General features: G+C 46.0%; 16 protein-coding genes. 6 read left to right on the top strand and 10 right to left on the bottom strand.

The annotated features are described in order from the left end of the window. Positions 1-24: 24 nt before the first annotated feature. Both HMPREF3034_RS11125 and HMPREF3034_RS11120 read right to left on the bottom strand, forming a co-directional pair. On the bottom strand, positions 25-351 hold the full coding sequence (locus HMPREF3034_RS11125) for a nucleoside triphosphate pyrophosphohydrolase family protein (protein ID WP_036896957.1): 327 nt from the start codon (positions 349-351) through the stop codon (positions 25-27). Positions 352-366: 15 nt separating this feature from the next. Then, positions 367-1266 (bottom strand): hypothetical protein, encoded by a 900-nt coding sequence (locus HMPREF3034_RS11120; RefSeq protein ID WP_156431123.1) that lies wholly within the window; start codon positions 1264-1266, stop codon positions 367-369. A 589-nt stretch (positions 1267-1855) separates the two neighbouring features. On the opposite strand from HMPREF3034_RS11120, the gene lysS reads away from it, so the two are divergent. The 5 genes from lysS to HMPREF3034_RS11095 all read left to right on the top strand — a co-directional run bounded on the left by lysS (position 1856) and on the right by HMPREF3034_RS11095 (position 7642). Continuing rightward, positions 1856-3583: a lysine--tRNA ligase gene (gene lysS / locus HMPREF3034_RS11115; RefSeq protein ID WP_036896953.1), complete on the top strand. Its 1728-nt coding sequence runs from the start codon at positions 1856-1858 to the stop codon at positions 3581-3583. A gap of 94 nt (positions 3584-3677) precedes the next feature. Continuing rightward, positions 3678-4673: an NAD(P)H-dependent glycerol-3-phosphate dehydrogenase gene (locus tag HMPREF3034_RS11110; RefSeq protein WP_036896951.1), complete on the top strand. Its 996-nt coding sequence runs from the start codon at positions 3678-3680 to the stop codon at positions 4671-4673. A gap of 28 nt (positions 4674-4701) precedes the next feature. Continuing rightward, a complete protein-coding gene (locus HMPREF3034_RS11105; RefSeq protein WP_036896949.1) occupies positions 4702-6057 on the top strand; it encodes a glucose-6-phosphate isomerase in 1356 nt (451 codons plus the stop codon). Between the two features lie 69 nt (positions 6058-6126). Continuing rightward, positions 6127-6840 (top strand): HAD family hydrolase, encoded by a 714-nt coding sequence (locus tag HMPREF3034_RS11100; RefSeq protein ID WP_036896948.1) that lies wholly within the window; start codon positions 6127-6129, stop codon positions 6838-6840. 103 nt (positions 6841-6943) lie between these two features. Next, entirely contained in the window at positions 6944-7642 is a 699-nt protein-coding gene (locus HMPREF3034_RS11095) for an ankyrin repeat domain-containing protein (RefSeq protein WP_062435609.1), read from the top strand. Here HMPREF3034_RS11095 and pdxT read toward each other — a convergent pair. The 4 genes from pdxT to serB form a co-directional block, all read right to left on the bottom strand. Then, positions 7626-8198 carry a pyridoxal 5'-phosphate synthase glutaminase subunit PdxT gene (gene pdxT / locus HMPREF3034_RS11090; protein WP_036896944.1) on the bottom strand — a complete coding sequence of 191 codons (573 nt, stop codon included), beginning with the start codon at positions 8196-8198 and terminating at the stop codon, positions 7626-7628. The genes HMPREF3034_RS11095 and pdxT overlap by 17 nt on opposite strands. Then, entirely contained in the window at positions 8198-9070 is an 873-nt protein-coding gene (gene pdxS / locus HMPREF3034_RS11085; RefSeq protein ID WP_036896941.1) for a pyridoxal 5'-phosphate synthase lyase subunit PdxS, read from the bottom strand. Before pdxS ends, pdxT begins: the two co-directional genes overlap by 1 nt. A gap of 36 nt (positions 9071-9106) precedes the next feature. Further along, positions 9107-10114, bottom strand: a complete 1008-nt coding sequence (locus HMPREF3034_RS11080) for a hydroxymethylpyrimidine/phosphomethylpyrimidine kinase (protein WP_062435606.1) — start codon at positions 10112-10114, stop codon at positions 9107-9109. A gap of 170 nt (positions 10115-10284) precedes the next feature. Then, on the bottom strand, positions 10285-11523 hold the full coding sequence (serB, locus tag HMPREF3034_RS11075) for a phosphoserine phosphatase SerB (protein ID WP_036896935.1): 1239 nt from the start codon (positions 11521-11523) through the stop codon (positions 10285-10287). Between the two features lie 122 nt (positions 11524-11645). Between serB and HMPREF3034_RS11070 the strand changes: the two genes are divergently transcribed. Further along, positions 11646-12860: a BaiN/RdsA family NAD(P)/FAD-dependent oxidoreductase gene (locus tag HMPREF3034_RS11070; RefSeq protein ID WP_036896932.1), complete on the top strand. Its 1215-nt coding sequence runs from the start codon at positions 11646-11648 to the stop codon at positions 12858-12860. A 213-nt stretch (positions 12861-13073) separates the two neighbouring features. Here the strand turns inward: HMPREF3034_RS11070 and HMPREF3034_RS11065 are convergent, their stop codons facing one another. The 4 genes from HMPREF3034_RS11065 to HMPREF3034_RS11050 all read right to left on the bottom strand — a co-directional run bounded on the left by HMPREF3034_RS11065 (position 13074) and on the right by HMPREF3034_RS11050 (position 15970). Continuing rightward, complete coding sequence (locus HMPREF3034_RS11065) at positions 13074-13946, bottom strand: DMT family transporter (protein ID WP_062435603.1); 873 nt, start codon at positions 13944-13946, stop codon at positions 13074-13076. Positions 13947-14067: 121 nt separating this feature from the next. Further along, positions 14068-14520 (bottom strand): DUF5606 family protein, encoded by a 453-nt coding sequence (locus HMPREF3034_RS11060; RefSeq protein WP_036896926.1) that lies wholly within the window; start codon positions 14518-14520, stop codon positions 14068-14070. Between the two features lie 12 nt (positions 14521-14532). After that, complete coding sequence (coaE, locus tag HMPREF3034_RS11055) at positions 14533-15102, bottom strand: dephospho-CoA kinase (RefSeq protein ID WP_062435600.1); 570 nt, start codon at positions 15100-15102, stop codon at positions 14533-14535. 10 nt (positions 15103-15112) lie between these two features. Then, positions 15113-15970 carry a YbbR-like domain-containing protein gene (locus HMPREF3034_RS11050; protein WP_369796379.1) on the bottom strand — a complete coding sequence of 286 codons (858 nt, stop codon included), beginning with the start codon at positions 15968-15970 and terminating at the stop codon, positions 15113-15115. Between the last annotated feature and the right edge of the window lie 54 nt (positions 15971-16024).

Below are 16024 nucleotides of genomic sequence, written 5' to 3'. Positions count from 1 at the left end.
TTTTGTGTTTATACAGCAACAAAATTATCGTTCGTCGCCCTGACCATGCAACTTTCCACGCAGTTGTCGCGACATAACTTTCTCCAAGTTCATACGTGCTATCTCTTCGAGCGAAATATCAATATCTCTACTCAAAGCCGCGAGATACCACAACACATCTCCCATCTCCTTAGCCACAGCCTTCCTTTCAGCCTCGTCGAACACTCCGTCGTTGTCACGGATACACTTTTTGATTTTATCTGCTACCTCTCCTGTCTCTCCCGACAATCCTAATGCCGGATACACGATGCCCATATCTTCGGGATAAATGGCCGTCTTGAGCGCAGCCTCTTGGTAGTCGTTCAGTTCCATTATCTATTCCTCTTACTACTTATCTTTCTTTTCCACAACATTCACCACTACTACGCCCTTGCTACCATCCTTGTTTTCCAAATAATACTTATATTGCTTGTTCTTGTAAGGATAGTTAATATAGACATACAGCAAGTCGTAATCGCACAAAACATTCTCGTTTGAAGGAGAAATCACATGGTCATGTACATAGGGAATCGTACTCTTTACAAGTTTCCAACCACCGGCTTTGCCATATTTAATAGGGAAACAAAGACTTGATGGATTGGTAGACGTAACTTCCAAACTATCTGTTGTCATGTCGTAACCTTCTTCCACAGCCACTTGCAACGAGCGTGTGACGCCCCTACCATCGGCCACTGTGAAATAAGAACTACCAGTCCGTTTGCTCTTGACAATCAACACATTGTTCTTATCAAATGATACTTCAGCAACGCCCTTATTCCCGTTTCCCGATAATACCTTCATGTCGCCAAGACCGTATTTAAAATCCGGATAGCGAAAAGTACATCCATACCAAACTGCATAGAGGTAGCTCTGCATCTTTAAGTCGGCATGCGCTGAGTGGATATGGAAAGAAATCTCTTGTCCGGCTTCATCCGTCACCTGCACACCGGTATATTCCGACAACAACCCAATGGTGACATGTTGTCCATTAACTTTCACTCTTGGAGTAACATAACTATTACCCCCATTCACCTTTACCTTAAACATGCCCTTACTTTTGAGCACATCAAACTGATAAACGGTATCATTAGTCATCACCTCAGCAGTCGGAAGCAGCTCACGTTCAGATATTGAAAGTTGCAATTGGTCGGCAGGCGGGTCGTCAATCGTATCACGACAAGCCGACAAAGTGGTTAACATACCGACACATAAGCAGGCTAATAGCCACGTTGCGAGATTCTTTTTCATGATTCAATATTAGTCATTAATTACGTTCTCTATAATATTACAAAGGTAGAAAAAGTGATATAAAGAATCCTGACAACGCTTCTAGCTTTAACAAAAAAAAAACACTTTTACACTTTGATAAGTATCACCAAATCCGACAATTCCCCCATCTCTCAATCCTAATCCAATACTTTTCAACTCACGAACTCATGAACTTACAAACTCACTCCCCCATTCATGAACTCAAAAACTTATAAACTTCATTTACTGCAAGGGCTTTCCAGCGATATTGCCAAGCACGGACAGCAATGCTGCGGAGCCGAAACAGCAATCTTGCCTAGGCCTTGCAGCAAGTGAAGAGTGAGAAGTTAAAAACGAGATATGAGAAGTTTTAAGGGGAAGTTGACAAGTAAACGAGTTGATAGGTAAACAAGACGATGTTTACTAATTGGCAAATAGACGAGTTAACGAGTTTGGAATGACTCGTTTACTAGTACGAGTCGACAAGTTGCGAGCAACGATGTAAAAAAGCAGGAAAAGCCCCGAAGTTTCAGAATTATTTATTACTTTTGCAGTGTTAGATTAAGAATATATTCTAGTAAGATATAGTATGAACGTATTGGAATTAAGCGAGCAGGAGATTATCCGCCGCCAAAGTCTTCAGGAACTGCGCGATATGGGTATCGATCCATATCCTGCTGCCGAGTATCCCACAAACGCTTTTAGCACCGACATCATCAGAGATTTCCAAGAAGGAGAAGAGAAAGAAGTCGTGATAGCAGGTCGTATGATGACTCGCCGTGTAATGGGAAAGGCTAGTTTTGCCGAACTTCAAGACTCAAAAGGAAGAATACAGGTTTACATTACTCGCGACGACATCTGTCCGGACGAGAATAAAGATTTATATAACAAAGTCTTCAAACGTCTTTTAGACATCGGTGACATCATCGGTATCAAGGGTTTTGTGTTCAAAACTCAGACGGGTGAGGTGTCTGTACACGCCAAAGAACTAGTGTTGTTGAGCAAGAGTTTGAAGCCACTGCCTATCGTTAAGTACAAAGACGGTGAAGCTTTCGACAAGTTCGACGACCCCGAATTGCGTTTCCGTCAGCGCTATGTAGACCTCGTTGTCAACGAGGGTGTGAAGGATGTGTTCCTACAACGTGCTACCGTATTGCGTACTCTGCGCAACACACTCGACGAAGCCGGCTATACAGAAGTTGAGACTCCGACCTTACAGTCGATTGCCGGAGGTGCTTCGGCTCGTCCATTCATCACCCACTTCAATGCACTCAACGTAGATATGTACATGCGTATCGCCACCGAGTTGTATTTGAAACGTCTCATTGTGGGCGGTTTCGAGGGCGTATACGAAATCGGTAAGAACTTCCGCAATGAGGGTATGGACCGCAACCATAATCCTGAATTCACTTGTATGGAACTTTACGTGCAGTACAAGGACTACAATTGGATGATGAGTTTCACCGAGCAATTGCTAGAAAAGATTTGCATAGCTGTGAACGGCAAGCCCGAACGCGAAATCGACGGCAAGACGATTAGCTTCAAGGCTCCCTATCGTCGTCTGCCCATCCTTGATGCCATCAAAGAGAAGACAGGCTATGATCTCAACGGAATGAGCGAAGACGAGATTCGCGAAGTATGCAAGAAGCTCAATATGGAAATCGACGATACCATGGGTAAGGGTAAACTTATCGACGAGATTTTCGGCGAGTTCTGCGAAGGAACATTCATCCAGCCCACCTTCATCACCGACTATCCTGTAGAGATGTCGCCTCTGACGAAGATGCACCGTTCTAAACCGGGACTCACAGAGCGTTTCGAGTTGATGGTGAATGGTAAGGAGTTGGCCAATGCCTACTCTGAGTTGAACGACCCACTCGACCAAGAAGACCGCTTCAAAGCCCAAATGGCACTGGCCGACAAGGGCGACGACGAGGCCATGATTATCGACCAAGACTTCCTACGTGCACTACAATATGGTATGCCACCAACCTCTGGTATCGGCATAGGTATTGACCGACTGGTCATGTTAATGACCGGTCAGACCAACATCCAAGAAGTGTTGTTCTTCCCACAGATGAAGCCTGAAAAGAAGATACCACAAAGTTCGGTTGCCGAATGGGGCGCACTTGGTGTACCCGAAGAGTGGGTTGCCGTATTCCGTAAAGCTGGTTACAACTTGGTATCCGACATCAAAGAGGTGAAAGCACAGAAACTCCAAATGGACGTTTGCGGTGTCAATAAGAAGTATAAACTAGGCTATGAGAATCCAAAGGTGGACGAGTTCCAACAGTGGATTGATAAAGCCAATTTGTAATTGATAGTTGATAATTGAAAATGAATAATTATGATAAGCAAATCAACATACCATAATTCTCATTTTTCAATTATCAATTCTAAATTAAATAAGGGTGTTCAATTGCGGTAAAATAGCGATTATAGGTGGTGGAAGCTGGGCTACAGCCATTGCAAAGATCATCGTCACACATACACATCACATCGGATGGTATATGCGTCGCGACGACCGTATCGAAGATTTCAAGCGTCTGGGGCACAACCCGGCGTATCTTACGAGCGCTCACTTCGACGTAGATGAGATATTTTTCTCATCGGATATCAACAAAATCATAGAGAGTTACGACACACTAGTGTTCGTAACCCCCTCTCCATATCTTAAAAACCATCTGCGCAAACTTAAATCTCCACTGCGCGATAAGTTTATCGTCACAGCCATCAAAGGTATTGTACCCGACGAGAATTTGGTTTGCTCGGAATATTTCCACGAGGTTTTTGACGTGCCATATGACAATTTAGCCTGCATAGGCGGACCGTCGCATGCCGAGGAAGTAGCGTTAGAGCGTCTCTCCTATCTCACCGTGGCTTGTGGAAACAGACAAAAGGCGCAGTTGTTTACCGAAGTACTATCGAGCAACTTCATCAAGACCAAGACCAGTACCGACGTCATCGGCATCGAATATGCTTCGGTATTGAAGAATGTATATGCCATTGCTGCAGGCATTTGTAACGGTTTGAAATATGGAGACAACTTCCAAGCCGTGCTCATGGCCAATGCAGTACAGGAGACAAATAGATTCTTAACGGCCATACATCCCATCGAGCGAAGTATCTACGACTCCGTATATATCGGCGACTTACTCGTTACCGGCTACAGCAACTTCAGTCGTAACCGCACGTTTGGAACCATGATTGGCAAGGGATATAGCGTAAAGACTGCGCAGATAGAAATGGAAATGATAGCCGAAGGATACTATGGCACGAAGTGTATGAAGGAAATCAACCGTCACATGCACGTCAACATGCCCATCCTCGATGCTGTGTACAACATCCTCTACGAGCGCATCAACCCGCAAATAGAAATCAAGCTGTTGACCGACAGCTTCAGATAGTAACAACAAGTTTAAAACATATACGATAATGAAAAGTATCAGCTTAGACATTACAAAGGCTGCACAATTCCTTGATAAAGGTGCAGTAGAGGCTTTTGAACCAAAGATAAAGGCTGCTCAAGAGGCTCTTGAGAACGGCACATGCCCCGGAAATGATTTCTTGGGTTGGCTGCATCTCCCCTCTTCCATCACTCCTGCATTCCTCGACGAAGTACAGGCTGTGGCCGACACATTGCGTGCTAAGTGCGACGTAGTGGTAGTTGCAGGTATCGGTGGTAGCTATTTGGGGGCTCGCGCCGTGATAGAAGCACTGGGTAATGCATTCTCTTGGCTTATCAACGACAAGAAAAATCCCGTTATCCTCTATGCAGGAAACAACATAGGTGAAGACTATCTCACCGAGCTGACAGAATACTTGGCCGACAAGAAGTTCGGTGTCATCAATATCTCTAAATCGGGTACAACCACCGAAACGGCTCTTACGTTCCGCTTACTCAAGAAACAATGCGAGGCACAGCGCGGTAAGGAAGAGGCTAAAGATGTCATTGTAGCTGTTACCGATGCCAAACGTGGTGCCGCACGTACATGTGCCGACAAGGAAGGATACAAGAGTTTCATCATCCCCGATAACGTGGGTGGTCGTTTCTCCGTGCTCACTCCGGTAGGTTTGTTGCCTATTGCATGTGCCGGTTTCGACATCAAGACACTGGTACAGGGTGCTACCGACATGGAGAAAGCAACCGGTAAGGATGTTCCTTTTGCCGAGAATTTGGCTGCACAGTATGCTGCCGTACGCAACGGTCTATATAGTCAGGCAGGCAAGAAGATTGAGATTATGGTCAACTTCCAACCAAAACTCCACTTCATCAGCGAATGGTGGAAGCAGTTGTTCGGCGAGAGCGAAGGCAAAGAGGGCAAGGGTATCTTCCCGGCATCGTGCGACTTCACCACCGATTTACACTCTATGGGTCAGTGGATTCAGGAAGGTGAGCGTTCTATCTTCGAGACTGTCATCAGCGTAGAGCAACCTAATAAGAAGTTGTTGTTCCCCAACGACGAGGAAAACTTGGACGGTTTGAACTTCCTCGCAGGCAAGCGTGTGGACGAAGTAAACAAGATGGCCGAACTTGGAACACGTCTGGCACACGTCGACGGTGGCGTTCCAAACATCCGCATCAGCGTTCCCGAACTCAACGAATACTACATCGGACAGCTCATTTACTTCTTTGAAATCGCTTGCGGTATCAGTGGTAATGTACTAGGCGTGAACCCATTCAACCAACCGGGAGTAGAAGCTTACAAGAAAAACATGTTCGCACTGCTTGACAAACCGGGCTACGAAGCTGACAGCAAAGCTATCAAAGAACGCTTGGCAGCTGAGTAAAGAAATTATAGATTAAAGATTAGGGATTAGTGCCAAGACAGGCTACTAATCCCTTTTTAAGTTATATTCATGACAAAAACAAAACTTCAACTTCTACGACCGGCTCCTAAAGGGTTCTCACCACGCGTGGCTCTATTCGATATGGATGGCGTATTATACGATTCTATGCCCAACCATTCGATAGCATGGCAACGTTCTATGGCTTCATTCGGTATCCACATGACGGCCGAGGATGCCTATGCCACCGAGGGAATGCGCGGCATTGATACCATCCGCATGCTCGTGAAACAGCAGCAAGGCAAGGATATTGACGAAGCAGAGGCACAAATGATGTACGACGAGAAGACTCGCCAATTTGGTCTGTTGCCCATCGCCCCCATCATGGAAGGAGTCATCGACCTGATGAGAAAGATGAAACGAGACGGATTGCAGATTGGCATCGTCACCGGAAGTGGGCAACGTCCGCTTATTGCTCGCGTACTCAATGACTTCCATGAGTTTGTAGACGAGCAGCATATCGTGACAGCTTACGATGTGGAACACGGTAAACCGGCTCCCGACCCTTATCTGATGGGGTTACAAAAGGCAGGTAATCTGCGCCCCAACGAGGGTATCGTGGTAGAGAATGCGCCCATGGGCGTCAGGGCAGGAGTAGCTGCCGGCATCTTTACCGTGGCTGTAAACAGTGGTCCACTGCCCAATGACACATTGGCTAAAGAGGGTGCCAACATCGTATTCGACAACATGCCACAGCTGAAAGAAAATTGGGAAAACCTCTTGTAAACGGCTGTACGATTTTGTATCTTTGCCAAAGAGAGTATATCTATGAGCATACGAGGAAGGTAAAAACGCAGAGATTATCATAATAGATTAAGAGTTTGAGACGATGAAAATAAAGATTAGCAAACGATTTGATGCTGCACCGAAATGGTTAAAAGCCTATCTCACGTTTACATTATTGCCAATAGTAGCAGCTCCATTGGTCTACTTTGGCTCCATATTTATCTTTGATAACCCACCCAATGAGCTTTTGGGATGGTTGCTTTTCATCGCAGTCAATTCGTACAGCTTCCTCTTATTAGGTGCTGCTAAACTGAGTCTGCTACTTCATGAACGCTATCACAACGCCCTATTAGACTTCTTACCACAGATAGGTGTGGTATTACTACTATCGACAATTTTCGTTGTTTCCGATTATATAGCTCAAAAAGATGCCCCACCCAGCTATCCCGAATATAGTGACTACACCTTATTTGAGGGCACAACGGCCGAACCGTTAGCGCAAGCTTTGGAAGAAAAGAATTGGGATAAGCTGAAACAACTGGCAAATTCCAAAAATGTGAACGTGCGAGAAAAGCAGTATGGGCAAACATTGCTGCACTTGGCAGCCCTCAACTTCGACCCGAAGGGTATGAAGATACTGCTCGATGCAGATGCTAACCCTACTGTTCGCATCTACGAAAAATCCAAAACCATCGAAGAACTAGCTATAGAACGACTACAGCGAGGTGATAAATCGCCCAAGCTGAAGCAGATAATAGCACTCATCAATGGCTATAAACAACGCTCTAACGTTGCTCAATAAGGTCTAAGAAATACCGGTGAACACGCAAATCATCAGTCAATTCTGGATGAAAAGCGGTGACGAGCTGTCGTCCTTGACGCGCTGCTACGATGTGACCATCAACTTCTGCCAACGCTTCTACGCCCTCTCCCACCTCTTTTATATATGGTGCGCGGATGAAAGTCATGGGTACTTCGCCCTCAATACCTTCCATCTGATGCTCCGTATGGAAACTGCCAAGCTGCCGACCATAGGCATTCCTGCACACAGTCATATTCATCGTAGCCAGTCGATCGGCCTCTTCGCCCACCACATGTTGGGCTAACAGAATCAAGCCGGCACATGTTCCGAACACCGGAAGACCACCATTAATCGCCTCTTGAATAGGTTGGAACAAGCCCAAATCATGCAAAAGCTTCAGTTGAACCGTACTTTCTCCACCGGGAATCACAAGCCCATTCAACGGTTGTTGGAAGTCTTTGAGTTGCCGTATCTCCACAGTTTCAACTCCAAGACGTTCCAATATCTGTTCATGTTCAAGAAAAGCGCCTTGCAACGCCAATACTCCAATCTTCATTATTTGCCTCTTTCAGCCATCAACAGGCTAATTTCTTGCTCGTTGATACCAACCATTGCTTCGCCCAAATCTTCCGAAAGGGCTGCCAGCATTTTAGCATCTTGGAAGTTGGTAACAGCTTGAACAATAGCCTTGGCACGCTTTTCTGGATTGCCACTCTTGAAGATTCCGCTACCCACGAACACTCCCTCAGCACCCAACTGCATCATAAGAGCAGCGTCGGCAGGTGTAGCTACGCCACCAGCAGCGAAGTTTACAACGGGCAATTTACCATTTTCATGCACGTAACGAACGAGTTCTAGCGGTGCCTGCATCTGCTTAGCAGCCTCGAACAACTCATCCTCTTGCATCGAAACCAAGCGACGCATCTCGCTCTGCATCATCCTCATATGGCGCACAGCCTGTACAACATCGCCCGTTCCGGGTTCTCCTTTAGTACGTATCATGGTTGCTCCTTCAGCAATACGACGCAATGCTTCGTTCAGATTCTTGGCTCCACAAACGAATGGAACATCAAATTTGGTCTTGTCGATATGGTAAACATCATCGGCCGGAGAGAGTACCTCACTCTCGTCGATGTAGTCTATTTCAATAGCTTGGAGTATCTGTGCCTCGGCGAAATGACCGATACGGCACTTTGCCATAACAGGAATTGATACGGCTTCTTGGATACCTCGTATCATCTTAGGGTCGCTCATGCGAGACACACCACCCGCTGCACGAATATCAGCTGGGATACGTTCTAGTGCCATAACGGCACAAGCACCAGCTTGTTCGGCTACACGAGCCTGTTCGGGGGTAGTTACATCCATGATAACACCGCCCTTTAACATCTGGGCTAAGTTGCGATTGAGCATCTGTCTAGTTTCCATTTTGTTGCTTTTTTAGTGGTTATTTTAGTTTTAATCTTACTCTTTATTCTGTCGAAAAGCACTGGGTGTCATCCCCTTTTGCTTCTTGAAATAGCGTGAGAAATGCGCTTGCGAAGAGAAACCATACTCGTATGCAATCTCTTGAACGGTCTTATTGGTTGTCAAAAGTTGCCTGACAAGCACTTCTACCACACATTCATCGATGATTTCTTTGGGCGACTTACCGGCTATTCTACGCGTCACTTGCGCCAAATATCGGCTACTCACATTCAGACAATCAGCATAGAAAGCCACATCGCTGTTGGTATGACAATGCAAATGTACGGCATCGATGAAATCATTGTACAACTCCGGGCTCCTACCTTGTAGATTATCAGCTCGCATAATCTGCTGCGAGATATACGAACGAGCTTGAGATATGGCCTGCTCCACTGTCTTTCCTTGTGCCAAGAAAGTAGCTATGGCAGAAGAGAGAGTGTTACTCTGACCATGCAGAATGGGTGAACGATCGTCCATCAACAGTACTTCGCGACAGCCAAAAGCTCTTAAACGTTGCAACATCTCTTGCTCTTCGACCGATTGTTTCCCCCGAATGCCAACCAAACTAGCGGCATCGTGCGGTTTTACAATGACGAGTGAACAGAGCGGTAACAGCATTTGTCGCACCTGAGCAAGCACATCATCGCCCATCAAACGTTCACCACGCGATGAAAAAACAATCGGGTCGTAGATGACATGACGCGGTTGATAGCGCACAATAGCATCTATCAACACCCTCAATATCTCCACACTGCGCACCATACCTATTTTAAATACCGTAGGTTGCACGTCGTTGATGATGGCCTCTATCTGTCCACTGACAACGTCGACCGGTATATCAAAGAACCTCTGAATGCCCACCGTATTCTGCACAGTGACCGAGGTGATGACCGAAACAGCATACCCTCCCAAGGCCGAAACGGTCTTGATATCGGCTTGTACACCCGATTCGCCTGTACCATCGGAACCGGATATGGTCAATATCGTTTGGATATGGCTGTTCATTCCGCGTTGCTTTATTGATTACAAAGGAACTAAAATTTCGTCAACATGCGAAATTTTGTTCTCATTTGTGCAAACTTTACAACAATATTGGAAAGCAGTTTCATGGTTCTTCTAATTCCCATTAGCTCCAAAGCTCAAGGCGAAAACTCCTCTTAACTCCCTTAAAACAATCACTGCCCATCCTCTCCCAGATAGCTATCCTTAAATCCTAAGAAATAGAGAATACCATCTAGACCAATCGTACTAATAGATTGTTCGGCATTAGCTTTCACACGTGGCTTTGCATGGAAGGCGATACCCAGTCCTGCTTCCGAAATCATAGGCAGGTCGTTAGCACCATCTCCAACCGCAATCGTTTGCGCCAAATTCACCTTTTCCACCTGTGCGATGAGTTTCAAGAGTTCAGCTTTGCGATGTCCATCGACAATCTCTCCCAAATAACGGCCTGTCAACTTACCATCATCACCTATCTCCAACTCGTTGGCATAGACATAGTCGATACCATAACGACGCTGCAGATACTCGCCGAAGAATGTAAATCCACCGCTAAGGATGGCTATCTTATAGCCGCAACGTTTCAATACCGACATCAAACGGTCGGTACCTTCGGTGATAGGAAGATGTTCTGCAATGTCCTGCATCACACTCGCATCAAGTCCTTTCAACAGAGCTACACGCTCGGTAAAACTCTCCTTGAAATCAATCTCACCTCGCATGGCACGCTCGGTAATCTTGCGTACCTGCTCACCCACACCTGCTCTGGCAGCCAACTCATCTATACACTCGGTTTGGATGAGCGTAGAGTCCATATCAAAGCAGATGAGTCGACGCATACGACGGTACATTGTATCTTCTTGGAAAGAAAAATCGATACCCATATCTGCCGACAGCTTCATGAATTCGGCTTGCATAACAGCACGGTCATCGGGTGTTCCACGTAACGAGAACTCAATACATGCACGCACATTTCGCTCCGTATGCTTGATGCTCGGACGCCCTGTCAGACGCAGAATAGAATCAATATTGAGGCCTTGGGAGGCGATTATCTTGGCATAAGCGGCTATCTGTGTAGCCGACAGACTACGCCCGATGAGAGTAAGAATATAGCGATTCTTGCCTTGGCGACCCACCCAATCCTCATATTTATCATCGGATATGGGCGAGAAACCTATGTTCACACCCAGCTCAGTGGCCTTAAAGAGAAGTTCTTTCATCACCTGTCCCGACTGCATCTCGCCCAATCGGATGAGAATACCTAGCGAGAGAGTGCTATGAATATCTGCTTGTCCGATATCAAGGATGTCGGCATCATGACGGGAAAGTATCTCCATGATTGAAGCCGTGAGACCGGGACGGTCTTGTCCGGTGATGCTCACGAGTATTTGTTCTTGCTTATTAGCCTTAGACATACGTGTATGTTGGTTGATTACAACGCGAAGTTAGCCCTTTTTAAGGGAAGTGCCAAACAAATGGACAAGATGTATTGAAAAAATATAGTATATTTGTAACCTATATTAAACGAACAATGACAATGAAGATAGCCATCATAGGTGGAGGGGCAGCCGGCTTCTTTGCCGCCATCACTGTAAAGAGTCTACATCCCGAAACCGATGTATACATCTTAGAGAAAGCCAACAAAGTGCTGGCCAAAGTGGGCGTATCGGGCGGTGGACGCTGCAATCTCACCAACTCTTTCGAAGGTGTTACCGACTTGAAACAGGTCTATCCGCGCGGTCACAAACTCATGAAACGCTTGTTCAAGAGCTTTAATGAGCGCAACAGCTACGAATGGTTCGAAGCCCATGGAGTGCGACTGGTAATACAGGACGACCACTGCGTGTTCCCACAATCACAAGATTCGCAAAGCATCATTGATTGTCTAGTGAACGAAGCACATAGACTGGGCGTCCGCATTTTGCCCCGTCATGAGGTAAAAGGCATCATACAACAGCCCCATGACCAATGGCTTTTGACACTTACCGACAAGCAAATGGCATTCGACCGGATAGCCATTACCACCGGCGGAGCACCCCGTGGCAAAGGATTAGAATATCTATCGGCCTTGGGACATCAAATAGAATCTCCCGTACCATCGCTCTTCACCTTTAACATAAACGACAAATCGCTCCGCCAACTCATGGGAACGGTGGTGACCAACACCATCGTCCAAATGCCGGGAACAAAGTTCCGGTCGAGCGGTTCACTACTGATTACACACTGGGGAATGAGCGGTCCGGCCATTCTTAAGCTCTCATCGCATGCCGCTCGACACTTGGCCGAACATCAATACCAAGTACCTATCGCAGTGAACTGGACCGGATGCACCAACAACAGCGACGTGCAAACACTGCTTACCGAGCTTGCTTGCCAGCATGCACAGAAGCAATTGAGTACCATTACACCCTTCCAATTGCCTTCAAGGTTGTGGCAATTCATCATTGAGAGAGCCGGACTGAGCGTAGAAAAGAAATGGGGCGAGATGGGTAAAAAGGGATTAAACAAACTCGTAGAGACGCTTGTCAACGATCATTACGACATCAATGGCAAGGGTGCTTTCAAAGAAGAGTTCGTCACATGTGGCGGTATCGCGCTGAGCAACGTCAACTTGAACACACTAGAAAGTAAGATTTGTCCCCACCTTTTCTTTGCTGGCGAGGTGCTGGATATTGATGCCGTGACGGGCGGATTCAATCTTCAAGCAGCTTGGACCACCGGTTATACCGTGGGACGAAGTATCGGTGAATAGGCATATCTAACAGTATGAGACCATAAAGCGTCCAATCTTCATTTCAAACTCACAAACTTTTAGCCTCATCAACTTACATACTCACTTTGCTGCAACAGCCCGGCAATAAGACTGTCTCGGCCTTGCAGCAATGCTGAAAAGCCCGAACAGCAATACTGCAAAGGCACTGCAGTGCATAGAGAAGTGAGGAGTGAGGAGTGAGGAGTGAAGAGTTTATTTATTAGAAACGTATACACCTAATAATATAAGAGCCGACCCAACATAGGCAATCAATGTCATGGGTTCGTCAAGAAACAACGCACTGGCCACCACAGTAGATATAGGATTCAAATAAATATAGTTGGATGCCGACAATGCTCCAATACGCTTATTCACCACTGTCCACAAAGCGAAGCAGGCAAAGGAAGCTATGATACCGAGAAATACAAGGTTTGTCCACACTGGATAAGCCCAAAATCCGCTCATAGGAAAATGCCACGGCTTGACTATAAAGATAGGTATGGACGTCAGAACACCATAGAAAAACACCTTACGAGTGATGAATACCGAACCGTAACGACGTGTGATGCTACGCATTTGAATGCTATATATTGCCCAACAGAGAGCAGCACTCGACGCTAAAAGGTCGCCTAGCGGATTGAGTTTCAGCACAAACTGTCCGTTGAAGACCACCAATGCCACTCCTACAAGTGCCAAGATAGAGCCTGTAATGAGCGGGCGCGTGGCTTTCACATCCTTGATAAAGAGAATAGCAAGGATGGTAGTAAGCAGCGGTGCAGTACAAACAATGAACGAAACATTGTTGACATAATCAATTCTGACGGCTGTATTCTCGGTAATAAAATACAACGAACCACCCGTCATACCCAACACCAAGAAGTAAAGTTCGTCGCGCCAAGAATCGGCCAACAACTTTCTAGGCGAGATAAACCATATACAGATATAGGCCAGCACAAAGCGAATGACAAATATTTCGTGTGCCTGAAGCCCATGAAGCAACAATACTTTGGAATTAACAAACGTGGTTCCCCAGATAAGAACAATAAGGATACCGAGAAGATGAAACCAGAATTGATTTTTAAACATAAGGAGAAAACAAAGAATCAATGGACATATCGCTTGTCCATTGATTGTTGTATATAGATTGAAATAGAAGAGACATCTTTCAAAGACGTCTCTTCTATATGCTGTTTAGCTATCAACCGACTTATTCGGCAGGCTGTTGGTCTTTGCGTTCATCTACATTGTCGCCCTCAGTAGGAGCAAGAGTTTCTTTAAAATTGGTGATACCATTGTTCACAAGAATATCGTACCACTGAATCAACTTTTTAATATCGCTGTCGTGTACGCGGTCTTGGTCGAAGTTAGGCAACACCTCTGCGAAGAAACTACGCAGTTCTTCGCTCTTCGCTTTCTTGTAGTTAAGAGAAGCAGGTTTGCCGTTTTCCTTCTTACCTAAGTTCTCAAGTACTTGCCACAATGGCACGTCGTCGGCATCGGTGTACATGGCTATATCGCCAAGACTTGTCACACGGTCGGTGGCAAAAGCCGGCATACGCTTGCGAGTGGCATCAAGCGCCTCTACGATAAGATTCATATTACCACGTGATACCAGACGATAAAGTCCCGGTTTACCTGCTATAGAAAGAATTGTTTCCATTTGAATAATGTATTATAATTGTTTGATAATTCGATTAATTTGTTGTTTTAAATCTGCCACACCATCGTTGATAATCTCGAAATCGGAGCGTTCGACCACCTCTTCTTGCGGCAGTTGTCGGTGAATCCAGTCGAGAGCCTGCTCCCTAGTAAGTCTATCGCGTTGCATGATGCGACTTATACGCACTTCGAGCGGTGCCGAAACACAGACCACACGGTCGAAATGTACGCGACGATAGAAACCACTATCAAAGAGAATAGCACTCTCCAACCAATCAAAATCCGACGCTTCAAAGTCGCGAGCCACAGTAGGATGCACCACATTGTTGATGGCTTCGCGGTTGGTATCGGTCTGCATGAGGTATGCAGTCAATACCGACTTCTGCAAAACTCCGTTTTTATAGACATCCTCTCCCACCAGTTTTTGCAACTCATGTTGTAATTCCGGCGATGTGCGCATGAGTCGTTTAGCCGCTTCATCGCAATCGTAGACTCGGATACCCAGCTCACCCAGCAACTTGCACACATAGCTTTTACCGCTACCCATGCCGCCCGTAATGGCAACTTTGAGACGCTGTTTCATGATGAAAGAATTACTGCTGTTCGATGAGATAATCAATCTGGGAAATCTCCAACTTCGCTCCACGCACATCATGTGGATAGACGCGTAGTTGAAGCGGGCATCTGTCGGTATACTGACCGGCTATATCATTGTAGTCGGCAACAACCCTGAACTGTTCCGGTTCAATTCTACGGAACATGCTTGCCCCCACAGTAAAGACGACATTCACACGAGATGGGAACATACGCAATATCTTTCCGGCCGGCATATTGATTGCTTCTATCGGCACAGATACCGTCTCTTCGGTCAGAATATCGGGATAGAAGCCTACCTTCACAACCGCCGGAATGCACTTAGCCCCTTGTATATGGCGCAAAGCTACACGCTCTATCAGGGTGTCTTGAAGATTGGTATGCGTAATAGGTACGGTGTAAACCGATTGGATACTATCCAATATATGGCGACCGGCATAGACTGTTACGTATTCAGGCCAGAAACGTGTCTGAGCCAAATAATAACTCTTTCCGGCCTTAACATTGCCGTACAGCCTCACAGGAACCTTCTTTGACTCTCCATAATTGAAGAAGTAAGAGAGCCTATCGGGCTTCAATGAGGTCATTCGTGTGGAACCATACAACATTGGATACAGCTGCTTTTGCAAATCAGTCGAAGTAATCGTCCCTTTACCAGTAGCTGTATTGGCATAGGTAGAGAAGTTGAATACAAGCGGACGAATACGGTCTGAATGTTGATAAGTGGCTATGGTAAAGCCTTTATCACGAACCGTCAGACGGATAGTATCGGTCATTTCGCTGGTGATAATCACATTACGCGGTACACCAACAAGCCTCACCGGCACTGCTATCTCAGCCTCGTAAGTTTCGTTCAACGATGTTAAAAGCCAAAAGCTACCGCTTAATGCGAAGAAAAACAAAAAAACCAG

This window comes from Prevotella sp. DNF00663 (assembly GCF_001553265.1).
Taxonomy (GTDB): domain Bacteria; phylum Bacteroidota; class Bacteroidia; order Bacteroidales; family Bacteroidaceae; genus Prevotella.
The sequence above is the reverse complement of the archived record's forward strand: the minus strand, read 5'-3'. Positions and strand labels throughout refer to the sequence as shown.

What these genes read in the sequence shown, in the direction of transcription:
- HMPREF3034_RS11125 (WP_036896957.1), bottom strand. Translation starts at nt 351, where the DNA reads ATGGAACTGAACGACTACCAAGAGGCTGCGCTCAAGACGGCCATTTAT.
- HMPREF3034_RS11120 (WP_156431123.1), bottom strand. Translation starts at nt 1,266, where the DNA reads ATGAAAAAGAATCTCGCAACGTGGCTATTAGCCTGCTTATGTGTCGGT.
- lysS (WP_036896953.1), top strand. Translation starts at nt 1,856, where the DNA reads ATGAACGTATTGGAATTAAGCGAGCAGGAGATTATCCGCCGCCAAAGT.
- HMPREF3034_RS11105 (WP_036896949.1), top strand. Translation starts at nt 4,702, where the DNA reads ATGAAAAGTATCAGCTTAGACATTACAAAGGCTGCACAATTCCTTGAT.
- HMPREF3034_RS11100 (WP_036896948.1), top strand. Translation starts at nt 6,127, where the DNA reads ATGACAAAAACAAAACTTCAACTTCTACGACCGGCTCCTAAAGGGTTC.
- HMPREF3034_RS11095 (WP_062435609.1), top strand. Translation starts at nt 6,944, where the DNA reads ATGAAAATAAAGATTAGCAAACGATTTGATGCTGCACCGAAATGGTTA.
- pdxT (WP_036896944.1), bottom strand. Translation starts at nt 8,198, where the DNA reads ATGAAGATTGGAGTATTGGCGTTGCAAGGCGCTTTTCTTGAACATGAA.
- pdxS (WP_036896941.1), bottom strand. Translation starts at nt 9,070, where the DNA reads ATGGAAACTAGACAGATGCTCAATCGCAACTTAGCCCAGATGTTAAAG.
- HMPREF3034_RS11080 (WP_062435606.1), bottom strand. Translation starts at nt 10,114, where the DNA reads ATGAACAGCCATATCCAAACGATATTGACCATATCCGGTTCCGATGGT.
- serB (WP_036896935.1), bottom strand. Translation starts at nt 11,523, where the DNA reads ATGTCTAAGGCTAATAAGCAAGAACAAATACTCGTGAGCATCACCGGA.
- HMPREF3034_RS11070 (WP_036896932.1), top strand. Translation starts at nt 11,646, where the DNA reads ATGAAGATAGCCATCATAGGTGGAGGGGCAGCCGGCTTCTTTGCCGCC.
- HMPREF3034_RS11065 (WP_062435603.1), bottom strand. Translation starts at nt 13,946, where the DNA reads ATGTTTAAAAATCAATTCTGGTTTCATCTTCTCGGTATCCTTATTGTT.
- HMPREF3034_RS11060 (WP_036896926.1), bottom strand. Translation starts at nt 14,520, where the DNA reads ATGGAAACAATTCTTTCTATAGCAGGTAAACCGGGACTTTATCGTCTG.
- coaE (WP_062435600.1), bottom strand. Translation starts at nt 15,102, where the DNA reads ATGAAACAGCGTCTCAAAGTTGCCATTACGGGCGGCATGGGTAGCGGT.